Consider the following 14,775-nt stretch of genomic DNA (forward strand, 5'->3'; position numbering starts at 1 on the left):
GCACTCACGAGGGCTCCCGGTCGATTGGCCGGGAGCCCTTTGTGTATGCCCTCACGCTGCGCTCACGCCTGCGCCCCTGGCTGTGGTACGCACTTCTGCTGATCCTGCTGAGCATCACCGTCTTCGGTGAGGTCGCCGCCGACCCCGGCGGGCGCGTCGTCGCCGAGAACGACGATTCCTCCCTCTTCATCTGGTGGCTCGGGCATGCCGCGCACGTGCTCACCGGCGCCGAGGACGGCCTCCTCCGCACCGAGGCGATGAACGCCCTCGGCGGGGGAGTCAACGGCGCCTGGAACACCTCCCTCGCCGGCATCGCGATCCTGCTGGCCCCGATCACCCTGCTGGCCGGGCCGATCGTCAGCTACAACCTGCTGATCATCTCCATCCCGGTGCTCGTCAGCCTCGCCACCGCGGTCCTGTTCACCCGGTTCCTGTCCCGTCTGCCCGCCTTCATCGCCGCCGGCGGCGTCGGGTTCTCCAGCTACGTCATCGCCCAGCTCTCCGGCCACCCCAATCTCGCCTTCGCCATCGCGCCCCCGCTCGTGGCGGTCGCGATCCTCGAACTCCTCTCCGGAAACGGTATCCGCGATCGTCGGTTCTGGTCGGTCAGCCTCGGACTAGGCGCGCTCCTCGGATTTCAGTTCTACGTCTCCACCGAGGTGCTTGCCGGCACCTTCATCGCCGTCCTCTGCCTGTTCCTCGCCATCGCCTTACTCGGTCGGTCGCTGACCTCAGCTGCCGGGTGGCTGCGGCTGCTGCTGGGAGGAACGGTCGCCTCGGCGCTGGCTCTCCTGTTCGCATTGCCGCTGCTGGTGACGATGACCGGGCCGAACGCCCCGAGCGGAGCGATCCGACCTCACGGCGTGTGGAACACCGACCTGCTCGATCCGATCATTCCCGCCGTCCCGACCTTGCTCGGGAACGGAGAGTCCCCGCTGCCGCGGATCATGGACATCGACGGCGCCGAGCTCGGCGCCTATGTCGGCGTCCCCGCCCTGCTCGCGGCCGTGATCATCCTTTTCTGCCTGGGCCGGAACAGTAGGTATGCCACGACGCTGGCCATCGCCTCGGCGACGGGGATCCTCGTCTTCGCGCTGTCCCTGGGCTCGCCCGTCCTCCTCAACGGACGAGAGCTGCTGCCGACCGGACCCTTCGCCCTCGTCGAAGCCATCCCGGTGCTCAACAACATCCTGCCGATGCGCCTCGTCCTCCACTCGACGATCGCCCTGTTCGCGATCCTCGGCATCGGCCTCGAATGGGCCCTCGCCCACCGCCGCCGACGCACCGGACAGGGGCTGCTCACTCTCCTCCTCGTCTCCGCACTCTGTGTTATCCCCGGAGTGCAGAGCTCACGTGAGGTCACCGTGCCTGAGTTCTACACCCAGTCTCTGCCCGAGGTGATCCCCGCGGGCTCCGTCGTCAAAACCTTCCCCCGGCCGCTGGCCTGGGCCGAACCCCATGCCGACGAGGCCATGGTCTGGCAGTCCGTTGCTGACTTCTCCTATCGGGAGACCGGCGGCTACTTCATCGGATCGAGCCCGGACTCAGCAGTGACCTATGCCGCACCCGAGGACGCGCTCGACCGGCTGCTCCACGACAACGTGTTCTCCGGGACTCCGCTGCCCGATCCCACCGGCGCCGCGGTGAGCGCCGCCGTCGACGAGCTGGCAGCCGAAGGCGTGGACTTCGTCGTCCTCGCCGAGGACGCTCCGCTGCTGCCGGGCGGTCAGGGTGCGTACGCCGACTTCCTCGACGTCGCCCTCGGTACGCCCGACTTCGCCGACGAGGAGGTTCGGGTCTACCGCCTCGCCGACCGATAGACTTCCACCATGCTGCGAATCGGACTGACCGGAGGGATCGGCGCGGGCAAATCGACCGTGTCGAAGATGCTCGTCGACAACGGCGCCGTGCTCATCGACGCCGATCGGATCGCCCGCGAGGTCGTCGCACCGGGCGAACCCCTGCTCGCCGAGCTCGCCGAGGCCTTCGGACCCGGCGTCCTCGCCGCGGACGGAGGTCTCGACCGAGCCGGCCTCGCGACCGCCGCCTTCGTCGACGCCGAGCACACGAACCGTCTCAATGGACTCATGCACCCCGCGATCCGTGAGCGCACCGCCGAGCACTTCGCCCGGCACGCCGACGCCGAGGTGGTCGTCCACGATGTTCCCCTGCTCGTCGAGAACCGGATGACGCCCTCCTACCACCTCAACCTCCTCGTCGATGTGCCCGCACGGGTCCGTCTGGACAGGCTCGTCGAGACCAGAGGCATGGATCGGGCCGATGCCGAGTCGCGGATCTCCCGGCAGGCCACCGATGACGAACGGCGGGCCGCCTGCGATGTGCTCATCGACAACTCGGGCACGATCGAAGACACGCGGGAGTCGGTCGCAGACCTCCTGGAGAATCGGATCCGTCCCTTCGCAGACAACCTCCGGGCAGAGCGCCGCGCACCCCGCGGCAGCGTGGAACTCATCGACCCGGGTCAGGGCGACTGGCCGGCCGAAGCCGACCGCATCATCGCCAAGCTGCGCCGGGGCACCGAGGATGCCTACATGGTCGAGCACATCGGCTCGACCGCAGTCCCGAACCTGCCGGCCAAGGACGTCATCGACCTCCAGCTGCTCGTCCCCGACCTGGCGACTGCGGAGACTCTCGCCCCCGTGCTGGCACGGCTCGGGTACCCGGGCAGCCCGCTGGAGGACCACCTCGGCGAAGACCGGCTGGAGGGCAAGTACTTCCATGCCAACGCGGATCCGGGGCGGGCAGTGAACCTCCACGTTCGGACCGAGGACTCCTCCGGTGCCCGGTTCGCCCGGGCGCTGCGGGATCTGCTGCGCGACGACGAAAGCGAACGGTGCCGCTACGCCCGCCTCAAGGACGATCTTGCCCGGACTCACGCCGCAGACGCCGGAACCGCCGACTATGCGGTGGCGAAGGAGCCGTACTTCCTGCAGATGAGGCGTCGTATCGTCCCCGAGAGCTTCGCCTGAGCTGGAACGGCGAAACGGTACCAAAAATGCAATAACTCTTGTGCTGAAAAGTGGCTACCATCACAGATGTTATGAACTTGTGATGTGTTGAAGTGAGCCACCTCACATCCGAGGCATACTATTTCATCTTGTACGAATGAGAGAGGCCGGCGATGGCGCCGCGACCTCCGAGTAGAAGGTACAAGTGAATCAGATGAAACGAACCAGCGGGCTCACCGTCGCGGCACTCTCCGTCGCCGCGCTTCTGGCCATGAGCGGCTGCGCCAACCAGGGATCCGCCGGCGGGGGAGGCGAGGAAGGCTCTTCCGACCGCGTCGAACTCCCTGTCCAGGAGAAGCTGGACGTCCCCGAGGATGTCGTCAAGGCCGCCGGCGACGGCAAGGCCAAATGCGACTCGAAGACGACCATCGCCTATGTCGGCGCGATGACCGGCCCCAACGCGCAGCTGGGCATCAACATCTACAACGGCTCACAGACCGCAATCGATGAGCACAACGCGGCGAACCCCGACTGCCAGGTGACATTCAAGAAGATCGACACCGAAGGCGATCCCGCCAAGGCGACCGGCCCCTCGGCGCAGGCGACGAAGGAAGACAACATCATCGGTGTGGTCGGACTTCCGTTCTCCGGTGAGTCGAAGGCCACCGGCGGCATCTTCGAAGACGCCGGCCTCGTCCACATCTCCCCGGCGGCCACGAACCCCGATCTCTCGACGAACGGCTGGAAGACCTTCTTCCGGGGCCTGGGCAACGACACGGTCCAGGGCCCGGCATTGGTCAAGCTCGTCGAGAAGCTCGAAGCCGAGAAGACCTGCCTCATCGAGGACGACTCCGACTACGGCATGGGTCTGGCGAAGGTCGTCAAGGAGAAGATGGGCGACAAGCTCGAATGCGAGGACGCGGTGACCACCGGCCAGAAGGACTTCGCGCCCACGATCCAGAAGATCATGGATTCGAAGGCCGACACGGTCATCTACTCCGGCTACTTCGCCGAAGGCGCACCGCTGGACAACCAGCTGGTCAATAAGGGCTTCGACGGCTACTTCATCGGACCCGACGGGGTCAAGGACACCGCCTTCGTCAAGCAGGCCGGAGACGCGGCCAACAACGCCTACTACACCTGCACCTGCGTGCCGGGCGATCTCATTCCGGAGTTCGCCGAGGCCTTCGAGAAGGTCTCGGGCGGTGACGCACCCGGAACCTACTCGGTCGAAGGCTACGACACCATGACGATCTTCCTCTCGGGCATCGACAAGGGCATCACCGACCGGAAGAAGATGACCGAGTATGTCCGTGACTACAACGGAGTCGGCTACGGCAAGACCTACAAGTGGGACGACACGGGAGAACTCGAGGACAAGGCCGTGTACGGCTACAAGACCGAGGGCGACGGCATCGTCTCCGTCGGACTCATCGAGTAGCCACGCGCCTCCACAGTCACATCTCGAAGCCCTCCGGGGTCACCGGAGGGCTTCGAGACGTTCAGTTCAGAAAGAGAACCCATGTCCAGTGATTGGATTTCGTTCGATTTCGGGGCCCTCATCGACAGCTTCTGGGCCACGACCTTCGACGGACTCACTCTGGGAGCGATCTACGCTCTCGTCGCACTCGGGTACACCCTCGTCTACGGTGTGCTCAACCTCATCAACTTCGCCCACTCGGAAGTCTTCATCGCCGGAGCCTTCGCCGTGGTCTTCTTCCTCAGCGCCCTGGGCTTCGGTCCCTCGGCACCGACGCTGCCGATCGGGATGCTCATCCTCGATCTTGTGCTCGCGGGGATCATCGCGATGGTGGTCTCCGGAGGGACGGCGGTTCTCGTCGAGAGGATCGCCTACAAACCGCTGCGTAACCGCGGCGCCTCGCGCCTGGCCTTCCTCATCTCCGCGATCGGCATGTCCTTCGTGCTCCAGTACATCTTCTACGAATGGCGCGGAGCCACCGCCGAACCCGCGGTGACGATGTTCCGACCGAAGCCGATCTTCGAGGTCTTCGGATCGATCATCGACTCCCAGCAGCTGACGATCTTCATCGCCGCAGTGGTGATGATGGTCTGCGTCGACCAGATCGTGCAGCGGACGAAGCTCGGCCGCGGCATCCGCGCGGTCGCCCAGGACCCGGACACCGCCACCCTGATGGGTGTGAACAAGGAGCGGATCATCGTGGCCACCTTCGCGATCGGCGGATTCCTCGCCGGCGCCGCCGCGCTCTTCTACGTCATGCGGGTGCCCTCGGGAGTCTTCTACATGGGCGGCTTCATCCTCGGCATCAAAGCCTTCACCGCCGCAGTGCTCGGCGGTATCGGCAATGTCAGAGGCGCCCTCCTGGGAGGGCTGCTGGTCGGACTCATCGGCAACTACGGGGCGACCATCCTCGGCGATTCGCAGTGGACGGACGTCGTCATCTTCATCGTCCTCATCCTCGTGCTGATGATCCGACCCAACGGAATACTCGGAAGCAACCTCGGGGAGGCGAGAGTCTGATGTCAGCTCACAGTCCTTTGAGCTCCGTCGGCGCCAAACAGGCAGAAGCCTACGGCAAGCTGGGCCACCAGCGGCCCAACTGGTACCTGCGGATGAAGTCCTGGTGGAACGATCGCTCCCGCTGGCAGCAGTGGCTGATCCTGCTCATCGTCGTCGTCCTCGCCTATCTGCTGCCGGTGATCAACCCGCCCCTGATCACCACCGAACCGTCGAACGACTTCGCGATCTCGTGCTTCAACATGGCCCTCTACGGCCTGGTCGCGCTCGGTCTCAACGTCGTCGTCGGTCAGGCGGGTCTGCTCGACCTCGGCTACATCGGCTTCTTCGCCGTCGGCGCCTACACGGCCTCACTGTGGACCTCGCCGGATTCGCCGCTTGTGCACATCCCGTACCTGTGGACCCTGCCGTTGGCGATGATCGTCACCGTGGTCTTCGGCATCGCACTCGGAATCCCCACGCTGCGCCTGCGCGGGGACTACCTGGCGATCGTCACTCTCGGATTCGGCGAGATCATCCGCCTGCTGGCGACGATCGTTCCCGTCCTCAAGGGCAACACCGGATTCCAGAACGTCGGTCGGCCCCCGGGCGAGATCGACGGGGCGCCGATCTTCTCCGCCTCGAACGGTCTGCCCTGGTACTGGTTCACCGTCACCCTCATCGTCATCGTGATGATCCTGTTGGGCAATCTCGAACGCTCCCGCGTCGGCCGCGCCTGGTTCGCCATCCGCGAGGACGAGGACGCCGCCGAGATCATGGGTGTGCCGACGTTCCGGTTCAAGCTCGCGGCCTTCGGCACCGGAGCCGCCCTGGGCGGGCTCTCGGGTGCGCTGCTGGCCGGGCAGGTCGGATTCGTCAACAACCAGAAATTCGATGTGCCGACCTCGATCCTGTTCCTCGCCGCCGTCATCCTCGGCGGGCAGGGCAACAAGCTCGGCGTCGTCATCGGCGGAGCCATCGTCGCCTATGTGCCGCTGCGCTTCACGGCGCTGGGCGGGTGGAAGTTCCTCATCTTCGGCATCGTCCTAGTGCTGCTGATGATCTTCCGTTCGCAGGGCCTCTTCGGCAAGAAGCCTAAGCTGCTGACCTACACCGCCCGGATCCGGCGGAAGGTCAAGAAGGAAGGACCCCCGGGAGACGACGAGGGAACCCCGCCGAAGACCGCACCACGCCGAGGAGGCGCAGCATGAACGCAGAAGCGAACCTCACCGAGGTGGCTCCCGAGAGGGAGATCGCCGTCGCCGAGGGCGACACCCTGGTCAAGGTCAAGGACCTCAGCGTCGTCTTCGGCGGTCTGACCGCGCTGGACTCGGTGTCCTTCGACATCCGACGCGGGGAGATCCTCGGTCTCATCGGACCGAACGGGGCGGGGAAGACCACCTGCTTCAACGCCATGACTGGCGTCTACCGCCCGTCGCAGGGCAGCGTGACCCTCGAGGGAAACTCCCTGCTGGGTCTGAAGAAGCATCGGATCACCCGCCTCGGGCTGGCCAGAACCTTCCAGAACATCCGTCTCTTCGGTGAGATGACGGCTCTGGAGAACGTCGCCGTCGGGCTCGACGCCCGACACAAGTCGGGCATGATCTCGGCGATGTTCAGGACGCCTCGCCACTATCGTGAGGAGAAGCAGATCATCACTCGCGGAATGGAGCTGCTCGAATTCGTGGGCATCGCCGACCGCGCCTTCGACAAGTCGAAGGACCTGCCCTACGGCTATCAGCGCAGACTCGAGATCGCCCGCGCCCTGGCCACCGATCCGAAGCTGCTGTGCCTCGACGAGCCGGCCGCCGGGTTCAACCCGGTGGAGAAGGAGGAGCTGATGGAGCTCATCCGCACGGTCAGGGACGAAGGCTACACGGTGCTCATCATCGAACACGATATGAAGCTCGTCATGGGGGTCACAGATCGGATCGTGGTCCTCGAATTCGGCAAGAAGATCGCCGACGCCGTACCGGCGGCGATCCGTGAGGACCCGGCGGTCATCGCCGCCTACCTCGGACAGGAGGAACCCGATGGCACTGCTTGAGATCAAGGATCTTGAGGTCCGCTACGGACGCATCAAGGCCGTCGAGGAGATCTCCGTCGACGTCGATGCCGGTGAGATCGTCGTCCTCATCGGCGCCAACGGGGCGGGGAAGACGACGACGATGCGCGCAGTATCCGGTCTGCTCGCCGCCCGCACCGGGTCGATCACGTTCAAGGGCGAGGACGTCACCCGGCTCAAGGGACACCAGCGAGTCCGCAAGGGCATCTCGCTCGTCCCCGAAGGCCGCGGCATCTTCCCCGGCATGACCGTGCGTGAGAACCTCGACATGGGCACCTACGCCCTGCAGGGCAAGAACCCCGAGTCCGAATACGACCGGGTGTTCGAACTGTTCCCACGGCTGAAGGAGCGGGAGAAGCAGATGGGCGGGACGATGTCCGGCGGCGAGCAGCAGATGCTCGCGATCGGTCGAGCGCTCATGGCCAATCCCGAGGTGCTCCTCCTCGACGAACCGTCGATGGGTCTGGCACCTCAGTTCATCCGCCAGATCTTCGCGATCATCCGGGAGATCAACGCCCAGGGGACCACGGTCCTGCTGGTCGAGCAGAATGCGAATCAGGCGCTGGCGATCGCCGACCGCGCCTGCGTGCTCGAGGCCGGAAGGCTGACGAAGACCGGAACCGGCCGCGAACTGCTTGAGGACAGCACGATTCGGGACGTCTACCTCGGCGGCTGAGGCCACGACCGCCTCGGCGGAGGGGACCGGCCGGGACGAGTCACACCGGGAAACTCGTCCCTATCATTCTCTACGTCAGGGGTGGGGGTTAGTGTTGAGCCATGAGCTCAGCACGCCCCCTGCCCGCCATCGGTCACCGACCCGACGTCACCCGCACGGTCGCCCCGTTCGAGGTCGTCTCCGAATACTCGCCGTCTGGAGATCAGCCCACGGCGATCTCCGAGATCTCCGAACGCCTGGAGGCCGGGGAACGCGACATCGTGCTCCTCGGCGCCACGGGCACCGGAAAGTCGGCGACCACGGCGTGGCTGATCGAACAGGTGCAGCGGCCCACCCTGATCATGGCACCGAACAAGACGCTGGCCGCGCAGCTGGCCAACGAGTTCCGGCAGCTGCTGCCCAACAACGCCGTCGAGTACTTCGTCTCCTACTACGACTACTACCAGCCCGAGGCCTACGTCCCGCAGACGGACACCTTCATCGAGAAGGACTCCTCGATCAACGACGAGGTCGAACGACTCCGCCACTCGGCGACGAACGCGCTGTTGACCCGGCGGGACGTGGTCGTCGTGTCCACCGTGTCCTGCATCTACGGTCTCGGCACCCCTGAGGAATACGTCGACCGGATGGTCACCCTCCACCGCGGCGACCAGTGTGACCGGGACGAACTGCTCAAACAGTTCGTGACCATGCAGTACGCCCGCAACGACATGGCCTTCACCCGCGGCACCTTCCGAGTGCGCGGGGACACCGTGGAGATCATCCCGCAGTACGAGGAGCTGGCGCTGCGGATCGAGTTCTTCGGCGACGAGATCGAATCCCTGCAGACCCTGCACCCGCTGACCGGGGAGATCGTCCGGGAAGAGGAGACGATCCACGTGTTCCCGGCCAGCCACTACGTCGCGGGCGAGAACCGGATGGCCCGCGCCGTCAGCGAGATCGAGGAGGAGCTGCAGAAGCGACTGAGCGAGTTCGAAGCGCAGAACAAACTCCTCGAGGCGCAGCGACTGAAGATGCGCACCACCTACGACCTCGAGATGATGGAGTCGATGGGCTTCACCTCCGGCATCGAGAACTATTCGCGGCACATCGACGGTCGTGAACCGGGATCGGCCCCGAACTGCCTGCTCGACTACTTCCCGGAGGACTTCCTCCTCGTGATCGACGAATCCCACGTCACGGTGCCGCAGATCGGCGGCATGTACGAAGGGGACATGTCGCGCAAGCGCACCCTCGTCGAACACGGATTCCGGCTGCCGAGCGCCATGGACAACCGTCCTCTGAAGTTCGACGAGTTCCGGGAGCGGATCGGGCAGGCCGTCTACCTCTCGGCGACGCCGGGCAATTTCGAGCTGAGCAACGCCAACGGCTACGTGCAGCAGATCATCCGACCCACGGGTCTGGTCGACCCGGAGATCGTCGTCAAACCGACGAAGGGTCAGATCGACGACCTGCTCGACGAGATCCGCACCCGGGTCGATGCGAACGAACGCGTGCTCGTGACCACGCTGACGAAGAAGATGGCAGAAGACCTCACGGACTATCTGCTCGAACACGATGTTCGCGTGCAGTACCTGCATTCGGATGTCGACACGCTGCGCCGAGTGGAGCTGCTCACGGAGCTGCGCGGCGGTGAGTTCGACGTCCTCGTCGGCATCAACCTGCTGCGCGAGGGTCTCGACCTGCCGGAGGTCTCGCTCGTGGCGATCCTCGATGCCGACAAGGAGGGCTTCCTGCGGTCTTCGACCTCGCTGATCCAGACCATCGGCCGTGCGGCCCGAAATCTGCACGGCCAGGTCCACATGTACGCGGACACCATCACCGATTCGATGCGCACCGCGATCGACGAGACCGACCGCAGGCGCGAGATCCAGGTCGCCTACAACACCGAACACGGCATCGACCCGGCGCCGCTGGTGAAGAAGATCGCCGACATCACCGAACGCCTCCAACGCGAGGACGAGGACACCCGGGAGCTGCTCACCGAATTCGACTACGGCAAGGGCAAGCGCGGCTACAACTCCACCCTCAGCGATGAACAGCGAGAGGCAGGCGGCAAGGCGGGTTCACTGCGGCCGCCGGCCGCCGACCTCACCGAGCTGATCGAATCGCTGACCTCGCAGATGCATGCGGCCGCCGCCGAACTGCAGTTCGAGCTCGCCGCCCGGCTCCGCGACGAACTCTCCGACCTCAAGAAGGAGCTGCGGCAGATGAAGGAAGCCGGGCATGCCTGAGAACACCGTCCTGTGAGGGTGCCGTCGGCATCATGACTATACTGGGGTGGCTGACGAAAGGGAGTATCCCGTCCATCCGTGCTCGTCACCACGATCCGCTTGAGGATCCGGGCGCGGAGCGCACGCCGCCACTGTCATAGTGGTCTTAGCGTGGGAGAGACTTTCGGCACGGGTACAACTCCGTCATCACGAAAGGCATCATGGATATTCTGTCCTCCACCCTCGCCGCCGGCGGCAGCTCCGCTGCGGCGAGCGAATCACCCATTCCCATGTGGTTCATGATCGGCTCGAGCGTCGCCGTCGTGGCGATCCTCCTCGTCGATCTCCTCCTCGTCATCAAGCGGCCCCACGTGCCGTCGATGCGCGAGGCCGGCATCTGGGTCGGCTTCTACGTCGCCCTCGCCCTCATCTTCGGCGCTTCGCTGTTCGCCATCGGCGACGCCCAGCACGGCAGCGAGTTCCTCACCGGTTGGCTACTCGAATACTCCCTGAGCATCGACAACCTGTTCGTGTTCATCATCATCATGGGCAGCTTCTCCGTCCCGCGGAAGTACCAGCAGGAAGTGCTGATGGTGGGCATCATCATCGCCATCATCTTCCGCGGCATCTTCATCCTCGCCGGTGCGGCGATCATCAGCGCCTTCGTCGAGGTCTTCTTCATCTTCGGCATCTTCCTCCTCATCGTCGCCTACCGACAGGCCTTCAGCGAGGAGGACGATGGAGACGGGGAGAACGGTCTGATCCGCTTCCTCCGCAAACGCATCAACGTCGTCGACGAGTACCACGGCAACAAGCTCCGGGTCACCCTCGACGACGGCAAGAAGTACTGGACCCCGATGTTCATCGTGTTCATCGCCATCGGCTCCACCGACGTGATGTTCGCGCTCGACTCGATCCCGGCGATCTTCGGCGTGACGCAGAGCGCGTTCCTTGTGTTCACCGCGAACGTGTTCGCGCTGATGGGTCTGCGTCAGCTGTACTTCCTGCTCGGCGGGCTCGTCGACAAGCTCGTCTACCTGCACTACGGAATCGCTGCGATCCTCGCCTTCATCGGCATCAAGCTCTTCATCCACGCTCTCCACGAGTCGAACTGGGAGTTCCTGTCCTGGGGCCACTCGATCCCGGAGGTGCCGACCTGGCTGTCGTTGAGCTTCATCGTCCTCGCCATGGCGGTGGCGACGATCGCCTCGCTGATGAAGATGAAGAAGGAAGGCATCTCATTCCGCGAGCTCGGGCCTGACGATCAGGAGACCGCAGAGGACTGAGCGATTGCTCTCTGCGGGAGACGCTGGTCCCCGTCGGAGACACTGATCTCCACCGGAGGCACTGATCTCCACCGGAGGCACTGATCTCCACCGGAGGCACAGATGCGCGGGAGCCGCACCGAGAAGGAGCAGCTCCCGCGCATCGTTCGCATCGGTCACGGGTCCGACGAAGAATTCGGGCCCTCGACCGAAGTTCAGGACTCGGCGAAGGGCCCGAACACCGGAGTCCATCCGCGGATCGAGACCTCCTCGATGACGCCGATCGAAGCGTAGGGGTCCTCGGCGAGGTGGCTCTCGACCTCCGCGCGATCGGCGGCGGAGAGGATGAGCAGTCCGCCCGGCTGCGGTTCGTCATCGAGAGGACCCGAGGAGAGGATGACGCCGCGCTCGACGAGATTCGACTGCCAGGCGCGGTGAGCGGGACGGTTGTCCATACGCGTCTGCGTATCGGGTCCGTAGAGATAGGTGACGGCGAAAACTGACATCTGTGTCCTCCGGGTTCGCAATTAGGATTGTCAAGGGATCAGTCTAAACGGAAGGTGAGTGCGACGAGGTGGCTGTGCTGCAGGAGATACCAGCGGAATACGCTGATGAGGACACCGTCTACGAGGCCTTCGGCGAATACTGCGCCGCGATCGGCGTCGAACCCTACCCGGCTCAGGACGAGGCGTTCCTCGACATCCTCGCCGGCGACAACACGATCGTCGCCACCCCCACCGGATCGGGGAAGTCCCTCGTCGCCCTGTTCGCGCTCTACCTCTCGTTCACGCGCGGCATCCGGGCCTACTACACGGCCCCGCTCAAGGCCCTCGTCAGCGAGAAGTTCTTCTCCCTTGTCGAGGCATTCGGCGCCGAGAACGTCGGGATGATCACCGGCGACTCCACGGTCAACGGCGACGCCCCCGTCATCTGCGCCACCGCGGAGATCCTGGCCAACCAGTCCCTGCGGGAGGGCGGCACGCTCGACGCCGGGATGGTGGTGATGGACGAATTCCACTACGTCGCCGACCCCTCCCGCGGCTGGGCCTGGCAGGTGCCGCTGCTCGAGATGCCGCAGGCGCAGTTCGTGCTCATGTCCGCGACCCTCGGTGACACCACGGAGATCTGTCGGACCATGGAGACGACGACCGGTCGCGACAGCTCGGTGGTCACCTCGGCGACCCGACCGGTCCCGCTCGACTACGAATACTCCACCGAAACGCTCTCGGACACCCTGCGCGGGCTGGTCCGCAACGACAAAGCCCCGGTCTACGTCGTCTCCTATTCGCAGAACGGCGCCATCGACCTCGCCACGAACCTGCTCTCCGTCGACCTCGCCTCGAAGGAGCAGAAGGCCGCCATCGCCGAGGCGCTCAAGGGGTTCACCTTCGCCAAAGGCTTCGGCCAGAGCCTGCGCAAACTCCTCCTCCACGGCGTCGGCGTCCACCACGCCGGAATGCTCCCGAAGTACCGGCGGCTGATCGAACAGCTCGCCCTGCGCGGACTGCTGCTCGTCATCTCCGGCACCGACACCCTCGGAGTCGGCATCAACGTGCCGATCCGGACGGTGCTGCTGACGGGCCTGACGAAGTTCGACGGACGCAAGATGCGCAGACTCAGCGTCCGCGAATTCCAGCAGCTGGCCGGACGCGCCGGCAGGGCCGGCTTCGACACCCGCGGCTACGTCGTCGCGCAGGCCCCCGAACACGTCGTCGAGAACCTCCGCGCCGAGGCGAAGGCGGCCAACGACGACAAGAAGAAAAAGAAGAAGGTCAAGAAGAAGGCCGCTCCCGCCGGATTCGTCGGCTGGTCGGAGGAGACCTTCACCAAGCTGATCGAATCCCAGGCCGAATCCCTGCGCCCGCGGATGAAGATCGACCACTCGACGATCCTCAACCTCGTCGCCCGGCCCGGCTCCGATGTGGCGACGATCAGCGCCTTCATCGACAAGACCCATGAAAGCCGGGACCGCCGCCTCGACCTCAAACTCACCGCGCTGAGCATCGGTCGCTCACTCATCGAGGCAGGCCTCATCGAGGTCCGGGACGACGAACTCATCCCGACCACCGACCTCGGCCCGCAGTTCGCCCTCAACCAGCCGCTGGCCCCGTTCGTCCTCGCCGCCCTCGAACTCCTCGATCCGGAGTCCGAGAGCTACGCCCTCGACGTGGTCTCGATCGTCGAAGCCACCACCTCGGTGCCGCACCAGGTCCTCAAGGGCCAACTCGACCGGATCAAAGGCGACACCGTGGGCGAGCTCAAGGCCGAAGGCGTCGAGTACACCGAGCGGATGGCCGTGCTCGACGAGATCGAAGGCCCCAAACCCCTCGCCGAGATCCTCGAACCGGCGTTCGAGCACTTCGTCGAGGCCCACCCGTGGCTGCGCGGCGGTGCCTTCGAACCCAAGTCCGTGGTCCGCGACATGATCGAGCAGGCCATGGGCTTCACCCAGTTCGTCGGCTACTACTCTCTGGCCCGCGCCGAGGGCAGCCTGCTGCGCTACCTCACCGACGTCTTCCGAGCGCTGACGCACAATGTGCCCGCCGACCGCCGCAGCGAAGAGCTGGCGAACATCATCGAATGGCTGGGGGAGACCATCGCCCGCACCGACTCCTCCCTGCTCGACGAATGGCGGACGCTGCAGGGACTCGACCCGAGCGAGTCCGCCTTCGAGGACCTGCCCGCCCTGGAGAGGAAGTTCTCCGAGAACACGAAGGTCTTCACCGCCGAGGTGCGCAATGCGCTGTTCCACCGGGTGCTCCTGGCCGAACGTGCCGACTACGCCGAGCTCGGCCGCCTCGACGCCGAGTCCGGCTTCGACGCCCGGGCCTGGGAGGACGCGATCGAGGACTTCTACGAGGAATACGGTGATCTGCTCACCGACACCTCGGCCCGCGGTCGGGAATACATCAGCATCGAAACGGGTTCACGGACATGGAGCGTCAGACAGACCTTGGCGGACCCCGAGGGCAACCGAGACTGGGCCATCGACGCCGAGGTGGACGTGGACGCCAGTGATGAGACCGGAGACATCGTGCTGCGGATCCTGGCCGTCGGAGAGATCTGAGCCCCCTCCCGCAACGAGTGGGACCGGGCCGAAAATGATGCAAT

Annotated in this window: 11 protein-coding genes; 10 read left to right on the forward strand and 1 reads right to left on the reverse strand. The window is 65.1% G+C overall.

Annotated elements, in window-relative coordinates; genetic code table 11:
- The first annotated feature begins 41 nt into the window (after positions 1 to 41).
- The 9 genes from ACH82I_RS01345 (at position 42) to ACH82I_RS01385 (ending at position 11,685) form a co-directional block, all read left to right on the forward strand.
- Positions 42 to 1,820, forward strand: coding sequence for a hypothetical protein (locus ACH82I_RS01345; protein ID WP_230744109.1), 1,779 nt, complete (start codon positions 42 to 44; stop codon positions 1,818 to 1,820).
- A gap of 9 nt (positions 1,821 to 1,829) precedes the next feature.
- Positions 1,830 to 2,990 (forward strand): dephospho-CoA kinase, encoded by a 1,161-nt coding sequence (gene coaE, locus ACH82I_RS01350; protein WP_413334987.1) that lies wholly within the window; start codon positions 1,830 to 1,832, stop codon positions 2,988 to 2,990.
- A gap of 193 nt (positions 2,991 to 3,183) precedes the next feature.
- A complete protein-coding gene (locus ACH82I_RS01355; RefSeq protein ID WP_230744107.1) occupies positions 3,184 to 4,410 on the forward strand; it encodes a branched-chain amino acid ABC transporter substrate-binding protein in 1,227 nt (408 codons plus the stop codon).
- An 81-nt stretch (positions 4,411 to 4,491) separates the two neighbouring features.
- Positions 4,492 to 5,469 carry a branched-chain amino acid ABC transporter permease gene (locus ACH82I_RS01360; RefSeq protein ID WP_230744106.1) on the forward strand — a complete coding sequence of 326 codons (978 nt, stop codon included), beginning with the start codon at positions 4,492 to 4,494 and terminating at the stop codon, positions 5,467 to 5,469.
- A gap of 92 nt (positions 5,470 to 5,561) precedes the next feature.
- On the forward strand, positions 5,562 to 6,656 hold the full coding sequence (locus ACH82I_RS01365) for a branched-chain amino acid ABC transporter permease (RefSeq protein WP_413336790.1): 1,095 nt from the start codon (positions 5,562 to 5,564) through the stop codon (positions 6,654 to 6,656).
- Positions 6,653 to 7,492 (forward strand): ABC transporter ATP-binding protein, encoded by an 840-nt coding sequence (locus ACH82I_RS01370; RefSeq protein ID WP_230744104.1) that lies wholly within the window; start codon positions 6,653 to 6,655, stop codon positions 7,490 to 7,492. Before ACH82I_RS01365 ends, ACH82I_RS01370 begins: the two co-directional genes overlap by 4 nt.
- A complete protein-coding gene (locus ACH82I_RS01375) occupies positions 7,479 to 8,186 on the forward strand; it encodes an ABC transporter ATP-binding protein (protein WP_413334990.1) in 708 nt (235 codons plus the stop codon). Before ACH82I_RS01370 ends, ACH82I_RS01375 begins: the two co-directional genes overlap by 14 nt.
- Before the next feature lie 101 nt (positions 8,187 to 8,287).
- On the forward strand, positions 8,288 to 10,420 hold the full coding sequence (uvrB, locus tag ACH82I_RS01380) for an excinuclease ABC subunit UvrB (protein ID WP_413334992.1): 2,133 nt from the start codon (positions 8,288 to 8,290) through the stop codon (positions 10,418 to 10,420).
- Positions 10,421 to 10,620: 200 nt separating this feature from the next.
- A complete protein-coding gene (locus ACH82I_RS01385) occupies positions 10,621 to 11,685 on the forward strand; it encodes a TerC/Alx family metal homeostasis membrane protein (RefSeq protein WP_413334994.1) in 1,065 nt (354 codons plus the stop codon).
- 194 nt (positions 11,686 to 11,879) lie between these two features.
- Here the strand turns inward: ACH82I_RS01385 and ACH82I_RS01390 are convergent, their stop codons facing one another.
- A complete protein-coding gene (locus ACH82I_RS01390; RefSeq protein WP_413334996.1) occupies positions 11,880 to 12,170 on the reverse strand; it encodes a YciI family protein in 291 nt (96 codons plus the stop codon).
- A 68-nt stretch (positions 12,171 to 12,238) separates the two neighbouring features.
- On the opposite strand from ACH82I_RS01390, the gene ACH82I_RS01395 reads away from it, so the two are divergent.
- Positions 12,239 to 14,731 carry a DEAD/DEAH box helicase gene (locus ACH82I_RS01395; protein ID WP_413334998.1) on the forward strand — a complete coding sequence of 831 codons (2,493 nt, stop codon included), beginning with the start codon at positions 12,239 to 12,241 and terminating at the stop codon, positions 14,729 to 14,731.
- Positions 14,732 to 14,775 lie beyond the last annotated feature (44 nt).

Origin of the sequence: Brevibacterium sp. GP-SGM9 (genome assembly GCF_047300845.1) — a bacterium.
GTDB lineage: Bacteria > Actinomycetota > Actinomycetes > Actinomycetales > Brevibacteriaceae > Brevibacterium.